Source organism: Virgibacillus siamensis (assembly GCF_039522605.1).
Taxonomy (GTDB): Bacteria; Bacillota; Bacilli; order Bacillales; family Amphibacillaceae; genus Lentibacillus; species Lentibacillus siamensis.
In genome coordinates this window covers 495095-514699 of the sequence record NZ_BAAADS010000025.1, presented here as the reverse complement: position 1 = coordinate 514699, position 19605 = coordinate 495095, and the positions used below count along the sequence as shown (strand labels likewise).

16 protein-coding genes and 1 pseudogene are annotated in these 19605 nt (G+C 43.2%); 12 read left to right on the top strand and 5 right to left on the bottom strand.

The window, feature by feature from the left end; all coding sequences use genetic code 11:
- Positions 1–60 precede the first annotated feature (60 nt).
- From ABD010_RS17725 to ABD010_RS17715, 3 genes are all read left to right on the top strand, one after another.
- Positions 61–1395 (top strand): sodium-dependent transporter, encoded by a 1335-nt coding sequence (locus tag ABD010_RS17725; RefSeq protein ID WP_343816168.1) that lies wholly within the window; start codon positions 61–63, stop codon positions 1393–1395.
- A 440-nt stretch (positions 1396–1835) separates the two neighbouring features.
- Positions 1836–2186: a DoxX family protein gene (locus ABD010_RS17720; RefSeq protein WP_343816414.1), complete on the top strand. Its 351-nt coding sequence runs from the start codon at positions 1836–1838 to the stop codon at positions 2184–2186.
- Positions 2187–2268: 82 nt separating this feature from the next.
- Positions 2269–2736, top strand: a complete 468-nt coding sequence (locus ABD010_RS17715) for a divergent PAP2 family protein (RefSeq protein WP_343816167.1) — start codon at positions 2269–2271, stop codon at positions 2734–2736.
- A 54-nt stretch (positions 2737–2790) separates the two neighbouring features.
- Here the strand turns inward: ABD010_RS17715 and guaC are convergent, their stop codons facing one another.
- Positions 2791–3774, bottom strand: coding sequence for a GMP reductase (gene guaC / locus ABD010_RS17710; protein ID WP_343816166.1), 984 nt, complete (start codon positions 3772–3774; stop codon positions 2791–2793).
- A gap of 345 nt (positions 3775–4119) precedes the next feature.
- Here guaC and ABD010_RS17705 point away from each other — a divergent pair, with 345 nt between their 5' ends.
- The 3 genes from ABD010_RS17705 to ABD010_RS17695 are packed head-to-tail and all read left to right on the top strand — an operon-like array spanning position 4120 to position 6872.
- The gene (locus ABD010_RS17705; protein WP_343816165.1) at positions 4120–4926 is read left to right on the top strand and encodes an ABC transporter permease; all 807 of its coding nucleotides are present in this window, start codon (positions 4120–4122) and stop codon (positions 4924–4926) included.
- Between the two features lie 17 nt (positions 4927–4943).
- Positions 4944–5738 carry an ABC transporter ATP-binding protein gene (locus tag ABD010_RS17700; protein ID WP_343816164.1) on the top strand — a complete coding sequence of 265 codons (795 nt, stop codon included), beginning with the start codon at positions 4944–4946 and terminating at the stop codon, positions 5736–5738.
- Positions 5739–5744: 6 nt separating this feature from the next.
- Positions 5745–6872 carry an ABC transporter substrate-binding protein gene (locus tag ABD010_RS17695; RefSeq protein WP_343816162.1) on the top strand — a complete coding sequence of 376 codons (1128 nt, stop codon included), beginning with the start codon at positions 5745–5747 and terminating at the stop codon, positions 6870–6872.
- A 77-nt stretch (positions 6873–6949) separates the two neighbouring features.
- Here the strand turns inward: ABD010_RS17695 and ABD010_RS17690 are convergent.
- A pseudogene (locus tag ABD010_RS17690) lies at positions 6950–9006 on the bottom strand (catalase).
- 235 nt (positions 9007–9241) lie between these two features.
- Here ABD010_RS17690 and ABD010_RS17685 point away from each other — a divergent pair.
- Entirely contained in the window at positions 9242–10402 is a 1161-nt protein-coding gene (locus tag ABD010_RS17685; RefSeq protein ID WP_343816160.1) for an MFS transporter, read from the top strand.
- Between the two features lie 99 nt (positions 10403–10501).
- Here ABD010_RS17685 and blaI read toward each other — a convergent pair whose 3' ends face one another.
- Positions 10502–10885: a penicillinase repressor BlaI gene (gene blaI, locus ABD010_RS17680; protein ID WP_343816158.1), complete on the bottom strand. Its 384-nt coding sequence runs from the start codon at positions 10883–10885 to the stop codon at positions 10502–10504.
- Positions 10886–10906: 21 nt separating this feature from the next.
- Complete coding sequence (locus tag ABD010_RS17675; RefSeq protein WP_343816156.1) at positions 10907–12676, bottom strand: BlaR1 family beta-lactam sensor/signal transducer; 1770 nt, start codon at positions 12674–12676, stop codon at positions 10907–10909.
- 159 nt (positions 12677–12835) lie between these two features.
- Between ABD010_RS17675 and ABD010_RS17670 the strand changes: the two genes are divergently transcribed.
- Positions 12836–13171: a DnaJ family domain-containing protein gene (locus tag ABD010_RS17670; RefSeq protein ID WP_343816154.1), complete on the top strand. Its 336-nt coding sequence runs from the start codon at positions 12836–12838 to the stop codon at positions 13169–13171.
- 69 nt (positions 13172–13240) lie between these two features.
- On the opposite strand, the gene bla is transcribed toward ABD010_RS17670, so the two are convergent.
- Complete coding sequence (gene bla, locus ABD010_RS17665; protein WP_343816412.1) at positions 13241–14188, bottom strand: class A beta-lactamase; 948 nt, start codon at positions 14186–14188, stop codon at positions 13241–13243.
- Between the two features lie 283 nt (positions 14189–14471).
- On the opposite strand from bla, the gene ABD010_RS17660 reads away from it, so the two are divergent.
- The 4 genes from ABD010_RS17660 (at position 14472) to xsc (ending at position 19599) form a co-directional block, all read left to right on the top strand.
- Positions 14472–15194: a GntR family transcriptional regulator gene (locus tag ABD010_RS17660; protein WP_390350839.1), complete on the top strand. Its 723-nt coding sequence runs from the start codon at positions 14472–14474 to the stop codon at positions 15192–15194.
- A 269-nt stretch (positions 15195–15463) separates the two neighbouring features.
- Positions 15464–16819 carry an aminotransferase gene (locus ABD010_RS17655; RefSeq protein WP_343816150.1) on the top strand — a complete coding sequence of 452 codons (1356 nt, stop codon included), beginning with the start codon at positions 15464–15466 and terminating at the stop codon, positions 16817–16819.
- A gap of 37 nt (positions 16820–16856) precedes the next feature.
- Positions 16857–17795: a selenium metabolism-associated LysR family transcriptional regulator gene (locus ABD010_RS17650; protein ID WP_343816147.1), complete on the top strand. Its 939-nt coding sequence runs from the start codon at positions 16857–16859 to the stop codon at positions 17793–17795.
- A 28-nt stretch (positions 17796–17823) separates the two neighbouring features.
- Positions 17824–19599: a sulfoacetaldehyde acetyltransferase gene (gene xsc, locus ABD010_RS17645; protein WP_343816144.1), complete on the top strand. Its 1776-nt coding sequence runs from the start codon at positions 17824–17826 to the stop codon at positions 19597–19599.
- Positions 19600–19605: the final 6 nt, after the last annotated feature.

Genomic DNA, 19605 nt, shown 5'->3' with positions numbered 1-19605 from the left:
TTAAAGGTAGGTTTTAAGTGGAATTAATGGAATGTTACGCACTTATGAAGGGGGAATAGTATGAGTGAACCCAGAGATCAATGGTCATCCAAGATAGGTTTTATATTATCATCCGCAGGTGCCGCGATTGGGCTCGGTGCTATCTGGAAATTTCCTTATGTGACCGGGATGTATGGCGGGGGAGCATTCCTGGTCATGTTTATCCTTTTTACTATTTTCATAGGGCTGCCGATGCTGATATCCGAATTTATTATTGGCAGGGCAGCAAAAAAGGAAGCGGTTTCTGCGTATGATCACCTGGCACCAAACTCACCTTGGAGAGTTGTCGGCCGTTTAGGTGTAGTCGGCTGCTTTCTGCTGTTGTCATTCTACAGTGTTGTCGGTGGCTGGATTGTATTGTATACGGGTATGAGCATTACAGGTAATATCATATCAAATGAAATGAATTACAGTCAGCTTTTTGACAAAATCATCGGAACACCATGGATGGCACTTGGCGGTGTGGCAATATTTATTTTGATGAACATCATTGTACTCAGTTTTGGAATCAAAAAAGGGATTGAGAAAGCAAGTAAATACTTAATGCCGCTGCTGTTTATTTTTTTCATTATCCTGGTTGTTCGTTCCGTAACGTTGAACGGAGCAATGGAGGGAATAGACTTCTTTCTTAGCGTGAACTTTTCCGATATTAGCGGGGAAGGGATCCTGTATGCGCTGGGACAATCATTCTTCGCCCTTGCTGTTGGATTTTCCTGCATGGTCACGTACAGCTCCTATCTGGGTAAGCAGGAAAGCATTCCAACGTCAGCAGCAAGTGTTGCAGGCCTGAACATTATTATTTCTGTAATGGCAGGGTTGGCAATTTTTCCAGTCGTATTTGCCTTTGGATACGAACCGACTGCTGGCCCGGGACTCCTGTTCGTTATTCTGCCGGCAGTGTTCAGTAAAATGGCTTTTGGTTCCTTATTTTTAACGTTATTTTTGCTGCTTTTTTTATTCGCGACATTAACGTCATCGTTCAGTCAGCTGGAAATTATTATTTCCGCATTAACGGCAAGCGGCAGATTTTCCCGAAAAAAGGTTGCAGTGATTGCCGGTTTTGTCGTCTTTCTTGCCAGCATTCCGGCAACATTGTCCTTTGGAGTGCTGGCGGATGTTTCCATCTTTGGAAAGTCGGTATTTGATGCAACGGACTATCTGGTAAGCAACATCCTGCTGCCGATTGGCTGTCTGCTGATCTCCATTTTCATTTCATTTCGCATGGAAAAGGCAATTGTTATCAACGAATTTCAGTCGGGTAACAGCCTTGCGACGGGATGGTTTAAAGCATGGAGTTTCCTGATGCGCTGGATTGTGCCTGTTACCATTGCAATCGTGTTTGTATTTTCACTTTAATTTCATAGGGGGTATGGATGAACTGCTGGTTTTTACTTTAACCAGTAGCTTTTTTTATAACGTCAGAAAGTATAAATTATGGTTGACCTTATAAGAAAAACTTCGGCAATCGCTATAAGACGAGGCGAATGGCTATTTCTTCTAATAGTTGTGTCTAAATATGAACATGAGTTTTATAAAGAGTAACATCTGCAAGCAATGTCGTTGGATTTTGAAAGTGGTTCTGGTATTCTAAGCAATGTTAATGTTTTTTGCAGCAATGGCAAGTTGCAATTGAAATGGTGGATAGATTTGCATTAACAATACGGAGCATCGGTCTTAAAGGGTTTTCAACTTTTAATCAGCATAATGAAAATTTAATCTACGTAATGAAATATGTGATTACGTTTAATACTTATGACTGTGTCACTAAATCTAACAAGCAAACAGGAGTGAATTTCATCATGTTAAAACATATTTCGAATGGTTATGTCGCAAAAGGAATGATAAACAGCAGCCTGCCTAAGGTGAAAAACGATGAACAAACGGCCCAGCAGTTTAAAGAGGGATTTAATTTATCCAGAAATGCGATGAGGCTGGCTGGCCTAGTTGAACTAATTGGCTCTGTATTATTATTGATGTCTGTTTTTGGACGAAAATTTGTCCGCTTTGGAACGATTATGCTTAATATTGTTCTTGGCGTTGCCATTTTTAAACATATACAAGCTGGTCATGGACTCAAAGGGTCAAAAGGAGCTTTAAAGTATTTTGGCTTAAACATTGTCAACTTTTTTGAAACCCTGCGAAAATAGTAAAAAGCTCATATGAGCATAAAAACTTCTTGTTTAGGGTAACCAAACTATAGAATGGTTGGTACTCTGGAGGTATGTTTTAATGGACAAAATGAACAGAGGAATTATAACGGCATTATCATCAATCGGGGTCGCACAGGCTTTAAAAATTTATACACATAAACGGATATCCGGAAAATGGGATATAAAACAGATAGCTACAACCGGCGGGATGCCAAGTTCGCATTCGGCAGGTGTTTCAGCACTTGCAGCGTATATTGCGGCAAATAGAGGCTCGCGCCATACGGAAACGGCACTGGCGGCTATTTTTGGTGTGATTGTGATGTATGATGCGCAGGGAATTCGCCGGCATACCGGTGAAATTGCCCAGCTTGTGAATGACCTGGAAGATAAATTTGCGGACCTTTCCGGGGAGTTTCCCAGCTTTGAATTTGTAGCACGGGAAAAAGAATTGAAGGAACTCCTCGGACATCAGCCGCTCGAAGTTCTGGGTGGAGCAGTGTTAGGCGGGGTTCTGGGGTTCTTGTCAGCTAAGTATGAGGATAGATAGAGGGAAATAGGCAAAAAGCGCAGGGTACCTTGTTCCTGCGCTTTGCTTTTGATACTAAAACACTTGATCCCCGTTAAAAATGGAGTTCTTCACAATCGCATAATCCACATTCCGGATTGCTTCCAGTTTATTGCCGCCTGCATACGAAATAGCGGATTGCAGATCCTGTTTCATTTCGGTCAGTGTATCCTGCAAAGGACCTTTATGATCCACGTACATTTTCTTTCCTTCCACATTTTTCTTTTCACCTTTTTGAAATTCTGACGCTGAACCAAAGTATTCTTTCATCCATTTTCCATTTTTCTCGACTGTTTCTCCCGGGGATTCTTCGTGTCCGGCAAACAGTGAACCAATCATGACCATGGAGGCGCCGAAACGGATTGATTTTGCAATGTCACCATGTGTACGAATACCCCCGTCAGCGATAATCGGCTTGCTTGCTGCTTTTGCACACCAACGCAGTGCGGCAAGCTGCCAGCCGCCTGTGCCAAATCCGGTTTTAAGTTTAGTAATGCATACTTTGCCAGGCCCGATGCCCACTTTTGTCGCGTCAGCTCCCACGTTTTCCAATTCTCTCACTGCTTCCGGTGTTCCAACGTTTCCAGCAATTACAAAGCTTTCCGGCAATTGTTTTTTAATATGTTTAATCATATTTATAACGGATTCAGAGTGCCCGTGCGCGATATCAATTGTGATGAATTCCGGCATAAGATTAGCATCGGCCAACTGATCAATAAATTGATATTCTTCCGCTTTCACGCCGACACTGATTGACGCTATCAGCCCGCGTTTTTTCATATCACTTACAAAATTAATACGTGTGGTTGGGTCAAAGCGATGCATAATATAAAAATAATGATTTTCCGCTAAATAAAGCGCTATTTTCTCATCCATAATCGTTTGCATATTGGCAGGTACTACCGGCAAATTAAAGGTATGTCCTCCAAGGGTAACGGAAGTATCACATTCTGATCGGCTGTTCACTATACATTTTGCGGGAATTAATTGTATATCTTCATAATCAAATACATTTTCCATTCATTACACCCCTAAACACGAATATTTATTTTTAAAACATCATTAACGTTCGTGCATAGATTAATTTACAGGATTTTTATCGAAATGTCAAAAATGAGCCGCCTTATTTTGAAATGTGTGAACTCAGCCATCAAATGTGCGAAGTTGTCACTCAAGCGTGCGAAGTCAGCACTCAAACGAGCGAACTCCCTCGCAATCGAGCGAAGTCAGCACTCAAACGAGCGAACTCCCTCGCAATCGAGCGAAGTCAGCACTCAAACGAGCGAACCTATAAGAGGAACTCTTGTCTCTAACTCACACTTTCTGGGCGGATGCATAGTATAGTCCATGAAAGGTGGCGAGGATATGGAAAACAACCAATCAGCTGTACAATTGGAACGTGCTGAATGGCAGAAACGACAACGGAAACAGAGGTTAAAAAGTTTACTGACTATCTCATCCCCGATATTCATTTTGGTTCTATGGGAAATCTTGTCACAAACGAATATTATTGACCCGCGCTTTTTCCCTCCACCTTCTGAAATATTAAAGACGCTGGCAGCAATGGGAACAAGCGGCGAGTTGTTCATGCACTTGAAAATCAGTTTATTCCGTATTTTTTCCGGGTTTTTACTGGGGGTAATTCCCGCAATCATTCTTGGGCTGTTGATGGGAATGTATTCACCGATACGCCATTTCTTCTCGCCGCTCGTGATGGCGTTGATGCCGATACCGACGTTGGCGATGCTGCCGATTATTTTAATTGTATTCGGCATTGGCGAGTTTTCGAAAATGTTGATAATTGCCATCAGTGTTTTCTTCCCGGTAGTCATTAATACTGCTGCAGGTGTCACGAATATTGACCGGATTTATATCGATGTTGCGAAAAACTACGGGGCAAGTCCGAAAGATTTTTTCTTTAAAATTGCGTTGCCCGGGTCCTTGCCGGTCATGCTGGAAGGAATTCAAATGGGGCAGGCGATCGCCTTGTTAACCATCGTAGCAGCAGAAATGGTTGCGGCAAACAGTGGGATTGGTTATCTCATTTGGGTGAATTATAAGGCCTTCCTATTAACGGAAATGTATGTAGGTCTGGTGCTTATTTCCTTCTTTGGCTACTTCTTTTCCCTGCTGCTCCGGGGATTGCAGAATAAATTACTACCGTGGAGATGAAGGAGGATTAACTGACCATGGCACAGCAAAGTAAAATTGCAATCAATCAGTTAACAAAGGTTTTTTATAAACGGAACGAAAGTGTAACGGCAGTGAAGGATGTGAATCTTCATATTGAGGATGGTGAATTTGTTTGTCTGCTTGGTCCCAGCGGCTGCGGGAAAACGACATTGTTACGGATATTGGCTGATTTGGAGAAGCCGAGTACCGGCACATTTACCATTCATCAATCCGATAACGCCAAACCGCTCCAGTCGATGGTGTTTCAGGAACGTGGGGTGATTCCGTGGCAGACAGTGGAAGAGAATGTAGCTTTCGGATTAAAAATGCGTCATGTCCCGAAGCAAATGGTAAAAGAAAAGACAGATTACTATTTAGATAAGGTTGGGTTAAAACAGTATGCGAAACTGTACCCGAAAGAGCTTTCCGGGGGAATGAAACAGCGGGTCAGCATTGCTCGTGCATTTGCCAACGATCCGGAAATCCTGCTGATGGATGAACCGTTTGCGGCCCTGGATGAACAAAATAAATTTATTCTGCAGGAAGAATTGCTCAGCATCTGGGGGGAAACGAAAAAAACTGTATTATTTATTACACATAGTATTGATGAAGCACTGTTGCTAAGCGATAAAATTTTATTAATGAGTGCACAGCCGGGTCAGATTGTACGGGAAAAAAAGATTGATTTGCCACGACCGCGGAAGATCGAGGATGTCAGGTCCAATCCGGATACAGCAGAGCAGTTTATTGATATATGGCAGCATTTGCAACGCGAGGTACAACATGATCGAAAACTGAAAGAGAAGGGATGATTAACCATGAAGGCAAAGGGATTCACATTAATTGGAATTTTTATCCTAATTGTCATGCTTGCTTTGGCGGGCTGTGCAAATCAGTCAGATGGTGATTCGCAGCAAAACCAGGGTACAACGGATCAGGCAAATGATAAAGGGCAGGATGGATCTGTTGGTGCTGATGGAACACTTGAGCCGCTTGATGAAACAGCAACAGTAAAAATTGCCGAAGATGGATCCGCGTCAGGTGCTGGTTTTTACATTGCAAAAGAACGTGGATATTTTAAGGAATACAATATCAATGTGGAATTCGTTAAATTCAGCAACAGTGATCAAATGCTGCCGGCACTTGCGGCGGGGAAGATTGATGTTGCCGGCGGTATTTCTTCTGCATCATTTTTCAATTCGATTGCCCAGGGCATTGATGTTCGGATGATCGCTGATAAAGGACATAATATTAAAGGCGACTCGTATTTCACATTTGTACTTCGGAAAGATCTGCAGGATGAGATTACGGATTACAGCGATTTAAAGGGTAAAAAAATTGCCATTTCCACCAAGAATGCGGTAGATGATTATATTTTTCAGCGAATGCTGGAGCATGCCGGATTAACCAGAGACGATGTGCAGTTCACCTTAATGTCCAATTTTGGGAACATGCTGGCTGCGATGGCAAATAAGCAAATCCATGCAGCTTTGCAAATCGAACCATTGCTTACCAAAGGAATTGAGAGTGGTGTACATGTGAAATTTGGCGATGTTGCTGCTGACTTTGCCCCTAAAGCGCAAATTGCCATGGTACTCGGTTCACCAAAATTTGTTGGTGAAAACCGTGATGTGGCACTGCGGTTCATGGCAGCATATTTAAAAGGTGTCCGTGATTATAATGATGTGTTTGTGAAAGGTGAAGGGGACAAAGAAGAGATTATCAAAATCATGACGGAGCATACAGCGCTTAAGGACCCGGAATTGTGGAAGAAGGTAGGCGTAACCGGCTTGAATCCTAATGGCCGCATGTTTGTTGACGACATTGAACGGCAATATAAAATGTATAAGGAAAATGGTGGTATACAGGGAGAAGTGGACCTTGATAAAGCGATTGACACGTCCCTGGTTGAAGATGTGGTCGAGATTATTGGAGAATACAAATAGATGAAAAAACATTGAACCCCTTTGGATATCCAAAGGGGTTTTTGATGAAGCCAAAAAATTTATCCAAAGCGCTTCAATCATTTCCTTTCCCAAAAGCGCTGCTGACCAATTGCGGAGATGAACTCCTGCGTAAAATCCGGGTTATTTGCGGATGAAATAACACCTAGTAAATTTTTTTCTTCTGATGGCTGGATAAAAGACTGTCCGGTTGAGGCAACACCAATCGGCTTAAAGTGTTTATAGGCTACCTGCATGAAATACGCAACATCCGAATTAAATTTTGCCTGATTCATGGAATTGCCGCCAACAATGTAGATCGAATCCAGCAAATATGGACTTGTTGTCATAAATGTATAATCAACTTTTAGTTTTGTGCCGCCTGCACCAGTGACCGTACCAAGCTTTTCGCTTATAATGTCAGTGAAAATCCCGTTTTGATTCAGTGCGTTTAGTACATCTGTTACTTCTTCATCCTGGAAGCTATCACCAATCAGTATCCCTGCTTTTTGTGTGGACGCGGAATAAGGGCTGTTGACCATGCTGAGTGAAGGATAACTTGTTGTAACCGGTACATGGGATCCGCTTGGCTGTTCGACACCAATATTGTCAGCGACGGTACAGGCCATTTCCTTATCCACATTAACCAGTAAGTTGACGTTTTGCTGGCGTACGGATTCGTTTTTAACTCTGCCAAGCTGATAGCTCAATGCCTGAATAGTATGCTTCTTTTCGATAGGTGCCATGCTGTTCCAAAAAATCCTTGGCTGTGTGAAATAATCCTTAAACGACTCGCTCCGGGCACGTATCGCCTGGCCTTCCACTTTCTTTGGGTAATGTTCATACCCGCCTTCTTCCGGCGGTGTTGTGCTTGGCGTATTATTTGCCAGTGAATTTTTATGATAGTCGACCTGGTCAACATCAATCCGGTACCTCATGGCGCCACGTCGCGTATTATTATGGTACGGGCAAACCGGCTGATTTATCGGTATATCCTGAAAATTGGCACCCAGACGATGGTATTGTGTACTTTGATATGCAATCAACCTTGCCTGCAGGACGGGGTCATTGGAAAAATCAATGCCGGGCACGACATTTGCCGGGTTAAATGCGACTTGTTCCAGTTCCGCAAACTCATTATCGACATTTTTGTTCAGGGTCATCTTACCGACAGGATGAAATGGAACAATTTCTTCCGGCCAAAACTTGGAAGGATCAAGAACATCAAAGTCGTATTTGAATTCATCCTCCATTGGAATCAGCTGGACGCCGAGTTCATACTCCGGATAAGCACCACGGTCAATGGCCTCCCTTAGGTCGCGTCGGTGGTAGTCAGGGTCGATGCCACCGATTTTTTGTGCCTCATCCATAAGCAGTGAATGCACACCAAGGAGCGGTTTCCAGGTAAATCGTACAAAGGTTGCTTTCCCTTGGTCATTGACAAACAGATACGTATTAATTGACCACGATTCGATCATTCGATAACTTCTTGGTACACCCCGGTCAGACATGATCCACATCACCTGGTGCAGTGATTCGGGGTTATTGGCTACATAGTCCCAAAAGTTGTCATGTGCGGCACTGGCCTGCGGGAATCCTGTACGCGGGTTAGGAAAGTAGGCATGCATCATGTCCGGAAATTTCATCGCATCCTGATTGATTTTTACAGGCATATTGATGGTTGTCAGATCATAATTTCCTTCTTCGGTATAAAATTTCGTACCCCAGCAGCGCATATCCCTTGCCGTATCCTTGGACCCTCTGCTTCCTTGTACAGTTGAAAAACGAACAAAAACAGAAGTCTTTTTTCCGGCTTCCTGTAAAAATCCGGCTTTTGTATACTCTTTCATTGACTCATAACATTCAAAGTCGCCGTGCGCGCCATACCCTCTTGCATGAACCACTCTTTCCGGTATCTCTTCTTTTCCAAAACGGGTCATTTTTTCAAAAAATTCATAGTCCTGACGCAGGGAAGGACCGCGATCACCAGCTTTCAACTGGTCCTCATCGTTCGATATTTTTTCCCTTGATTTGTCGTCATTGCTTCCCCTGTGTTTTTTACGCGGTATTGATTCAGTTGTTCATTTTTACTGTTTTTATCAACAGACTTGCGGTTTCTTGATGACTTCCCATCCATGTAATCATCTACTCCTTACTCAGTTATTTAAGTACACTTTTAATGTTTCTTACTGGTACCGTGACTATTCATCTTTATTTTGTTTGAACGGCTGTACGGAGTGTTTTCGCTGACCTGAATTAGATTTAGCGTTATAATTTTATTGGAAACACTTTTGGGGAAATAGGTATGGACGGGGGAAGAGAGCGTGTCTTTGACCTGATTCGTGATTGTTCCTGAAATTTGGGGGATACACATGATGCAACAACATTGGATACAGCGCTGGCAGCTGTTTGCCGGCTGGATTACGCTATTCATCATTGGTACGGATTTGTTTGTCGTTTCACCGCTCCTGCCATCGATAGCGGAGCAATTTCATATTGAGCCATCCAAAGCGGGTTGGATGGTTACGGCTTTTTCCATTATGTATGCACTTGGTGCGCCATGGTTTGGGGCTTTGTCAGATAAGTGGGGCAGACGCAAGATGATTGTATATGGATTGATTGGATTTGCGGCTGCCAATATGATTACCGGATTTGCCGCTGCATTTCCGTTGCTTGTAGGGAGTCGTGTATTAGCCGGGCTTTCCGCCTCCATGATTACCTCTTCTATTTTTGCCATTACAGGGGATGTTGCACCTGAGGGAAAAGGTGGAAGATGGTTGTCAATTGTTACGTCAGGCTTTTTGACTGCATTGTGGAGCGGCACCCCGCTTGGAACGATAGCGGACCAGGTGTTCGGCTGGCGGGTCATCTTTTTTGCGCTTGCCTTAGCAACCATCTTACTTGCGGTGTTTAATGCACAAATCTGGCCGAAAAAGTCAGGTCAAGCGCAGCCTGCAAAATCCGCCGCCCCCGGGGAAGGAAAATTGGGAAAAATTCTTGTGAATGTTGCGGTCACCATGTTCTGGGCAGGAGCTGTTTATGGATTGTATACATACCTTGGAACAGGGTTGAAATCCGCTCGTGATTTTTCGTCCGAAATGGTTGCTGCGGCACTGGTTGTATACGGGATTGGAGCTATAATTGGCAGCTTATCTGGCGGGCGTTTGGCTGATTTTTGGAATGCCAGGGTAGTATCTATTGGGAGTCTGTTAATCATGAGTATCAGTCTTGCTCTGATTGGTTTCTTGTTTAACACGGGTTGGTGGCTCTGGCCGCTGCTGGGAATTTGGTCATTTGCCGGCTATGTTTCATTTTCTTCTTTTCAGGCTAGCTTGACTGTACGGTTCCCTTATGAACTGGGGAGTGCGATGGCCTGGAATCAAACAGCCATGTATATTGGAATTACCTTGGGATCCATTCTTGGTAACTGGGTTCTTGGTAAATGGGTATTCCTGACCTTGCCTGTGATTTGCAGTTTGGTCGCGTTACTGGGTGTTGTCTGGTTTACTTTCCTGACAGCTAAGAAAGTATAAATCTTTCTTACTGCATAGGTGTAACTTACGTCGTCACCTGAAGGTTTGGTGACGACTAGGTTTTCTGAGGTATACTTTTTAATAGTCTCAGCTTCTTTATCATTTTTTCCTGTTCTTTTTATCCAAAATAGTCTTTAGCTCATGAATATCTTCTTCTGACAAGTCCTCATCCTGAATAAATTGGACCAGCATGGATTTTAAGGTGCCGTCATAGAATCGTTTGACGAAGGATTCTGTTTTGGCACGCTGGCACTCGTCCTGGGAGAACAGGGGGTAGAACGTATAGACTCGCTGTTCTTTATTGACCCCAACGACTTCTTTTTTGGTGAGTCGATCCAACAAAGTACGAACGGTTTTCGGCTTCCAATTGGTTTGGGCTTGCAAGGTGGCAATAATATCATTTGCAGTTTGCGGAGCCTTTGTCCAAAGCACCTTCAAAACTTCCCATTCCGATTCTGAAATAGTGGGTATTTTTTTCGACACCTGAATCCCTGCCTTTCCTGTTTAATAGATACCTTTGTCCTGCAGAATGGATTTTGTAATTTTCGCTGCTATGCTACCATTTGCATGTGTACCGTTTTCGATATTGGTTGCAAAGAAATACGTATTATTGCTGGTTTCGATATACCCGATGAACCAGCCGCTCACATTGTTTTCGTTGACTGTTCCTGTGCCGGTTTTGCCGTATAATGCTGCATTGTCTTTTGTCTCCAATTTGATGGCTTCTTTTACTAAATTAACGTTTTTCGCGTTAAAAGCAAATTCGTTCGTATAAAAGTCCTTGAGTGTTTGCACCTGTTCAATCGGTGAAATTTTCAAGGAAGACTCCAGCCAATAGGCTTCGATTCCACTGGAGACATTCTGATTTCCGTAATTTATTTTTTCAAGATAAGTTTTTATGTTCTCCATCTGAACTTTTTTGTCCAGCCGCTGAAAATACCAGGTCACGGAATTTTGCATCGCGGTGAATAAGTCCTGATTCTGGTTCCAGGCGGGATATGGATATGCTTTTCCATTCCACTTCATAGCGGTATTTTTTTGTGTAATGACCTTCGACTCCAATGCGAATAATGCGCTGTAAATTTTGTATGTGGAGTTTGGTGATACCCTTAATGTGCTTTTGTCTTTATTATAGATAGTGTATTGTCTTTGCTGCAAATCGTACAGCACAAAGCTGCCGTTATATTCATTGAAATAGCTGCTCAAATCCTCATACTTTGTCCGCTTATTGTTAAACTCAATCCGGTCATCTCCATTTGGCATTGCCGAAACTATTGGTATCTGACTTATGACAACTCCTGTCAGAAGGATAAAAATCATGATGCTTTTCAGTTTTACCAGCTTTGTTTCAGGCGTATAGGCTGCAATGTTTTCAATCCGCTTTTTTAATTGTTTTTTGGAATCATTGAATTGATTGGCCATTGCGAAATGCCCTGGGAGATAGGATTCAGCTGCAACATGAATAATCGTGTTTCCGTATGCTTTATGTTCGTTCTGATTTAATGTTTTCAGTACGGCGCTGTCACATGCGATTTCACGGTCCAACCGCATTTTCCTGAATGCCTTCCAGATAAGCGGGTTGTACCAATATACAATTTGAAAAAGGATAACCAGATAACTCATTGCACTATCTTTTGATTTATAGTGATGTAATTCGTGCAGCAGGATATATTTCAGTTCATCCATGGACAGCCACGATTCTGCGTCCGTTGGCAGGATTATATAGGTTTTGAAAATCCCACATGTCAACGGGGATTTGACAAGCGATGATTCCGCCAATACCAGACGCCGCGATATATTCAGGTGGTGTTTGCACTGATCGAACAGCTGCAGAACCTCCTGATTTTTCACCAAGGTGATGGAGGACGTTATTCGACGCAGCTTCATGTATGTGTGAACTGTTAATACAAACATAACAAGCATTCCAATAATCCATAAGATGGTCAGAACCTGTTCCAAAAATGTCAAATCCATTCGGTTAACGGATGTTGAAAAATCATGCATCCAACTTCCATTTTCCGGATCGGGATTACCGGTTACGGTGTTGGCAGGGGCCGGGTTGCTCGTTTGCTCCATACTCCAAGTGAAGTGACTCCCAACATCCAATAAATGCATTGGAACGAAGGGCATCGTTAATGTTACCAATAAAAGAAACCATAGATTGTATTGCCATTTGGGTGATAATTGTTTTTTAAAAAATTTTTGAATCAGCATGATGGCAATGACCATGATCGATGATAGGACAACGCATACTGCCAGGTGGAGGACAGACATTTTTTCATCTCCTTAACCCGATGGTATTTACTCAAAGTAACTCAATTTAACCGTTGCGTCAATTATGAATTTTATATGAACAATGGCGTATGAGGCAGGTAATTACTGCATCATGCCAGAATACAAATAATAAAATATAATGGAAAGGAGGCGATGTGTATGGATGAAAAATACAATGATTTCATTGGTGACATGATGCAGGAGAACCAGGATGACTATAAAAACTTACCCGGAAAAGGAAAACCATTGCCGAAAGAAAATGTGCAGATGGATACCTTTCAACGTTTTCAAAAGACAGTAAAGGATGCCGGATTTTTACCGCCATGGTTGGAACTGCAAAAGGAAATCGCTGCGCTGCTGCAAACAGCCGAAACAGAAAGCGATCTGGATGAGATTAACTTGAAAATCAGAAAGCATAACCGGATTTGCCCCATTCCGATGCAAAAAAATCTGGTCAGCTTAACCAATTTGGAAAAGGCTAAAAAAATTTGGTGAGTAACTCGTTTGGTGAAGGATCACACATGCCATTTCCGGCAGGCATGTGTGATCCTCGGATTTTCCGGTTCATTTAAAAGCGTTTAATGTGATTTTGGCTGCTTCGGCCACAAGTGAGTCGTCATATTCCGCATCCGCTTCAAGACGTCTGGTCATAATGGCAATGACGATTGGTTCCCTGTTCGGCGGCCGTACAACGGCAATATCATTTCTTGTTCCGTATGCTCCTGCACCGCTTTTGTCTTGAACTTTCCATCCATCAGGTGCTCCTGCGCGAATGAGCGAATCCCCTGTGGCATTGCCCTGCATCCAATCATTTAGCAGTTCACGTTTCTCATCCGGAAGCAAATCACCGAGCGCGAATTTTTTCAGATTGATGGCAAATGCTCTCGGTGTGCTTGTATCCCGTGTGTTTCCAGGCTCAAACTCATTTAATTCCGTCTCGTATCGTTCAGCATTGGTAACTTCATCCCCGATTTTTTGTAACGCTTTTTCAAATTCTTCAGGACCCCCGAGTGCCTCCAGTAAAATGTTTCCTGCCGTATTATCACTTTTCCGGATTGCCGCTTCACTGATTTCCAACAATGTCATACCGGTATCCACTTGTTTTTTGGTAACGGGAGAGTAGGTAACTACATCATCTTTGGTGTACGTAATAACCTTCTCAAGATCCTGTATATCGTTTTGTTTTAACAGAATTCCCGCCGCGAAAACTTTGAAGGTGGATGTATAGGCGAAGCGTTCATCCGGATGGTAAGCAACGGTTTGATTTGTCTCCGTATCAACCGCAAAGACACCAATTCGGGCGTCAAATTCACTTTCAATACCGGCAAATTTTTCATCCAAATTAATCGTTTGCTCTGTTTCATTTTTATTCTTCTTGTTGGATTCAGATGTTGTTTCGGTATCACTGTCTGCATTTGCGCACGCTGTTAGTATGCTCAGGGAAAGCAGAACCACGAAAAGCGTTATGTTACGTACACCAGATTTGTATGAATTGGTTGTTCTCACTTTGATCCCTTCCTTCTATCGGATTTTAAATTTGTTTGCAGCGTTTATGGCGTTTTATGTAAAAACATGTTAAGCCTCCTTACGATTAGATTACACGTGTAGTATTATATTACAATTGTAGTCTTTGGATGTCAATGCCTCATAATACTTGCATGTTTATAACCGAGCCAATCGTTTGGAAAGTAGTTGCAGATACAGCAATTATGATACATTTAAAATGTAAACCTTCATGTTTGCATTCTATTTTGCTATTCTTAGGTTATCTAAACAGAGAGAGGATATGTCACAAGTGAAACTAGATTATGAAATTTCAATACCATTACATGTGCAGCTAAAAAAGATAATAGAAAAAGAAGTTACAAGTGGAACACTGACAGGACAAATTCCGAGTGAACGTGATTACATGGATCAGTATAATGTAAGCAGAAGCACGGTCCGCGAAGCAATTAATCTGCTGGTCCGTGAAGGTATACTCGAAAAACGGCATGGCAAAGGTACGTTTGTTTTATTTAAACCAATTCATGACTGGCTCGGAAATTTAACGAGCACAACGGACATCATTAAACAAATGGGGATGAAGCCTGGGGCAAAATTGATAACACACAGCCCGCTCATCCCCTCCGAATATGTTCAGCAAAAAACCGGCTTTAGCGAGGTTTATTTTATTAAGCGGCTGCGGTATGCCGATTATGAGCCGATTGGTATTGAGTGCCATTATTATCCCGTTGAAATCGGGAAGGAACTTATTAAATATGATTTAAACGATGCAACACTATATGAAATTGAACAAAATGAACTTGGAATATGGTTTGCTGAAGCCAGTCAGACAATTGGGAGTGACTTTTTGCCAGAAGAAGATGCAGCGGATCTGCTTATTTCACCTGAAACCAGTGTACTTACCGCTGAACGGATTATTAAAGGACAAAACGAGGATGTAATTGAACTGGAAAAAGGGTTCTACAGGAGTGATATGTTTTCATTCCAAATCAGTTTGTCGCGAAAATTCGGCTGATAGGGCCCCATAATAATTTTTATCGCTCCTGTTCTGTCAGGCGTCAGGGTATTTATAAAATTGTTTTATAAGATTTATTTGTTTTTTGAAATGAATGAATTAACAAAAAAGTATTGAATGTAACCAGGTATGTGGCATATACTGGTTATAGATTGAATAACTGGTACGGACGTCACGATGTCATAAACCAGTATAGCTGTAATAACGGGCCAACTGTTAAGCAGTTCAGTTACGGCCTGGTAAAAATCTGACAGAAATGGGGGAGGAATATGAAGGCAAAGGTTGAGATGGAGCATACGGCAGCAGATCAGACCTCGCATCTTTGGAATGCAATGCATAAGTATGATCCGGATGCAAAGGCACTGGTGGCTGTTTCCGGAGCTGGATCATGGTTTACAGATGGGGACGGTAAACAATATCTTGACGGTGTATCCGGTTTATGGTGTTTGAACCTGGGGTATGGCAGACAGGAAATAGTCGATGCAGCGGCAGAGCAGATGAAGAAATTGTCCTATTTTCCTCTGACAATGAACCATCAGCCGGCTATTCAGCTGGCGAATAAGATCAGTTCGTTGCTTGGGGCAGAATACCAGACGTTTTTTTCCAACAGCGGGTCGGAAGCAAATGAAACTGCATTCAAAATAGCCCGGCAATACCATATTCAAACAGGCAATCCGGGAAAATATAAGTTTATTTCCAGGTACAGAGCCTATCACGGTTCGACAATGGGGGCGTTAAGTGCAACCGCACAGGCAAATCGCCGGTTTAAATATGATCCGGGTGCACCAGGATTCCTGCATGTTGCCCCGCCGTACAGTTACCGATCATTGTATTCCGGCTCTGCAGAGGAAAAAGATTTACGGGCAGCTGATCAACTGGAGGAAATGATCAAGTGGGAAGGGGAAGAAACGGTAGCTGCTGTGATTATGGAACCGTTCATTTCCGGCGGCGGAGTTATTATCCCGTCCATGAAATATATTCAGCGCGTGTCGGAAATTTGCCGGAAACACAGTGTCCTGTTAATTATGGATGAAGTTGTATCCGGTTTCGGGCGGACAGGAAAAATGTTCGGGTTTAAACATGCGGCCGGAATTCAGCCGGATATCGTGACAATGGCAAAAGGGCTGACCAGCGGATATCTCCCGCTTGGGGCAACTTCCGTCAAGGACGAAATCTATCAGGTATTTAAGGAAGACGGAGAAGATAACCATCTCCGGCATGTCTCGACATATGGCGGTCACCCTGCCGCATGTGCAGTCGCACTGAAGAATATCGAAATCATTGAAAAAGAAAACATTGTTGACAGGGTAAATGATCTGAGCAATTCCAAATTAATTGAATTACATGACTTGAAAAATCATGAAAATGTGGGCGAAATCAGACAGGTTGGTTTTTTACTGGGACTGGAAATGGTCAAAGACAAAGTCTCCAAAGAACCGCTGGATGAGTCGATATTGAATCAGATTGTGTCGGAATGCAAACAGCGGGGTTTGATAATTGGCAGAAACGGTCAAACAGTACCCGGGGGTAATAACATCCTGATCATTGCACCGCCGCTTACAAGCACGGAGGAAGATCTGGACTTTATCGTCGATACGGTGAGTTCGGTCATTCACAGTATTTAAAAATTATGCCATTTCGGCAGACTGGAAGGTTATATATGTGAATTATGAGCGTTTAAAAACTTTTATTGCGGTTGCTGAGAAGAATAGCTTTTCCGAAGCGGCAAAAATTTTATATGTGACCCAGCCGACCATCACATCCCAGATCAAGGCACTTGAGGATGAGTTAAAAACAAAGCTGTTCGAGCGTACAACCAAAAAAGTGGAGATGACCGGTTCTGCAAACGTTTTATTAAAATACGCCAGGGAAATTGTCCGGATGAATGATATCGCCAGAAAAGAAATCATGCAGATGGAGAGTACCATTTATGGCGAGTTGGCAATGGGGTGCAGCTTAACGATTGGTGAGTATGTTTTGCCCGAATTTCTAAAAGAATTCAAAGAAATGTACCCGCTGATTCAAATCCAAGTTGCTATTTCCAATTCACGACAGACGGTTGACAAAATCAGGGATCAGGTCATTGATGTGGGGTTGATTGAAACACCAATCGAAGACCCCAATATTACGATTGAACCTTTTTTGGAAGATGAACTGATCCTGGTTGCCGCACCGAATTTTTTTAACTGTATGAACGAGATGATCACACTGGAGAAAATAAAAGAGACGCCTCTCATTGTCAGAGAAGAAGGCTCCGGAACAAGGTCAGTGGTCAACTATTATATGGAAAAAGCCGGGCTTACTTATGATGATTTGAACATTGCCATGACACTGGGCAGCACGGAAGCTATTAAAGCTGCGGTGGAATCGGGCCTGGGTGTTTCGATTATTTCAAGGACTGCGATTAAAAAAGAGCAAAGACTGGGTCTGTTAGAAGCTTATAAGATTACCAATGTCAGATTTAAACGGAACCTTTATATTGCTTACCACAACAAACACGTCCTGAAATCGATAACAGAGCTCTTTTTGGAATCGTTAAAAAATATAGTAAGCAAAAATGGTGCGTATCGATTGGTTCAGCTTTCACAGGATGAAAGTTGATGATAAATAAAAAGAGGAGGAATCATTTATGGCTAAGCAAACAGAAGAAGTAAAACAGGGGTTAAAGCAAAAACAAAAAATGACACCGAGTGAAGCAATCGTTGAGACATTGGTCGCGGAAGAAATTACGCAGGTTTACGGTATCGTCGGTTCCGCCTTCATGGATATGCTGGATTTGTTCCCGACTGCCGGAATCCGTTTTATCCCGGTGCGCCATGAACAAAGTGCCGGTCATATGGCAGATGCGTATGAACGTGTTTCCGGGAAGGCGGGTGTCATTGTCGGGCAAAATGGTCCGGGGATTACCAATATGGTGACGTCGGTTGCGGCAGCCAACCAGGCACATAGTCCGATGGTCGTGATATCACCTTCAGCCGGAACCGCTTCGATTGGCCTGGACGGCTTTCAGGAGGCAAACCAGGTATCGATTTTTGAAGATATTACGAAAGAAACGGTCACGGTGACCAATGTGAACAGGGTGGCCGACAATTTGCGGACGGCTTTCCGGATTGCCTATGCTGAACGCGGTCCGGTTCTGTTTGATATCCCGCGCGATCTTTTCTATGGTGAAATGGAAGACTATATTCTAAAGCCCGACCAGTATCGTTCGGACAAACGAGGGTTCGGTGATCCGGAATCGGTTGAAAGGGCTGTGGAATTACTGAAAAATGCGAAAAACCCGGCAATCATTTCCGGACGCGGCTCAGTTGATGCGAATGGGGTGGAATCAGTTGTTAAAATTGCCGAACATTTATCGGCGCCTGCAGCATGTGTGTACATGCACAATGATGCGTTCCCGGCAGATCATCCGCTTGGTGTTGGTCCGATTGGATATATGGGATCCAAAGCAGCGATGTATGCGTTGAAAGATGCCGATGTTGTGCTTGCAGTCGGAACACGGTTGTCCCAATTTGGAACACTGCCAAGCTATGATATTGATTATTTTCCGAAGAGTGCCAATATCATACAGGTTGATATTAATCCGCGCCAAATTGGCCGTACCCACCCGATTGAAGTCGGAATTATCGGTGATGCCAAAGCGGCAAGTGACGAGATTTATCGCAGGCTCAAGTCTGAGATGCCGGCTGGCAGAAAAGACGATGCGAAACTGCAGAAGGTCGGCAAGCTGAAAGAAGATTGGGAGAATGAACTGGTCGATTTGGCAATGGAAAATGGCAATCCGATTAATCCGCGCCGTGCACTGCTGGAAATGACCAAAGTGCTGCCAGAAAACGCGATTGTTTCGTCTGATATCGGCAATGTTTCATCAACGGCAAATGCGTATCTAAGATTCAATCAAACCCGCAGACATATTGCGGCACTGACATTTGGAAACACCGGTTTTGCTTATCCAGCCGCACTTGGTGCCCAGCTTGCGGAACCGGATGCACCTGTTTTTGCCATTATTGGTGATGGCGCATGGGGGATGAGTCTGCATGAAGTGAGCACTGCAGTGGAGCAAAATATCCCGGTAGTCGCATGTGTCTTCAACAACCGCTCCTGGGCTGCAGAAAAGAAAAATCAGGTGGACTATTATGATGACCGTTATGTCGGCTCCAACATCAGTGCACCTGAATTTGCCGAGGTGGCTAAATCGATGGGAGCGCTTGGTTATACGATTGAAAAGCCGGAAGAGATTGGACCGGCAATTAAGGAAGTGTTAAAGGCACGCAAACCGGCTGTATTGAACATTTATGTTGATGGTACGCAACTGGCACCGCCATTTCGTAAAGATGCACTGAAGATGCCGACGCGCTTTCTGGATAAATATAAACATCTTGATTACAGTGCGTGGGGTAACTAAGCCATT

Coding starts and splice junctions, on each gene's coding strand:
- ABD010_RS17725 (WP_343816168.1), top strand. CDS start 61: ATGAGTGAACCCAGAGATCAATGGTCATCCAAGATAGGTTTTATATTA.
- ABD010_RS17715 (WP_343816167.1), top strand. CDS start 2,269: ATGGACAAAATGAACAGAGGAATTATAACGGCATTATCATCAATCGGG.
- guaC (WP_343816166.1), bottom strand. CDS start 3,774: ATGGAAAATGTATTTGATTATGAAGATATACAATTAATTCCCGCAAAA.
- ABD010_RS17705 (WP_343816165.1), top strand. CDS start 4,120: ATGGAAAACAACCAATCAGCTGTACAATTGGAACGTGCTGAATGGCAG.
- ABD010_RS17700 (WP_343816164.1), top strand. CDS start 4,944: ATGGCACAGCAAAGTAAAATTGCAATCAATCAGTTAACAAAGGTTTTT.
- ABD010_RS17695 (WP_343816162.1), top strand. CDS start 5,745: ATGAAGGCAAAGGGATTCACATTAATTGGAATTTTTATCCTAATTGTC.
- ABD010_RS17685 (WP_343816160.1), top strand. CDS start 9,242: ATGATGCAACAACATTGGATACAGCGCTGGCAGCTGTTTGCCGGCTGG.
- ABD010_RS17675 (WP_343816156.1), bottom strand. CDS start 12,676: ATGTCTGTCCTCCACCTGGCAGTATGCGTTGTCCTATCATCGATCATG.
- ABD010_RS17670 (WP_343816154.1), top strand. CDS start 12,836: ATGGATGAAAAATACAATGATTTCATTGGTGACATGATGCAGGAGAAC.
- ABD010_RS17655 (WP_343816150.1), top strand. CDS start 15,464: ATGAAGGCAAAGGTTGAGATGGAGCATACGGCAGCAGATCAGACCTCG.
- xsc (WP_343816144.1), top strand. CDS start 17,824: ATGGCTAAGCAAACAGAAGAAGTAAAACAGGGGTTAAAGCAAAAACAA.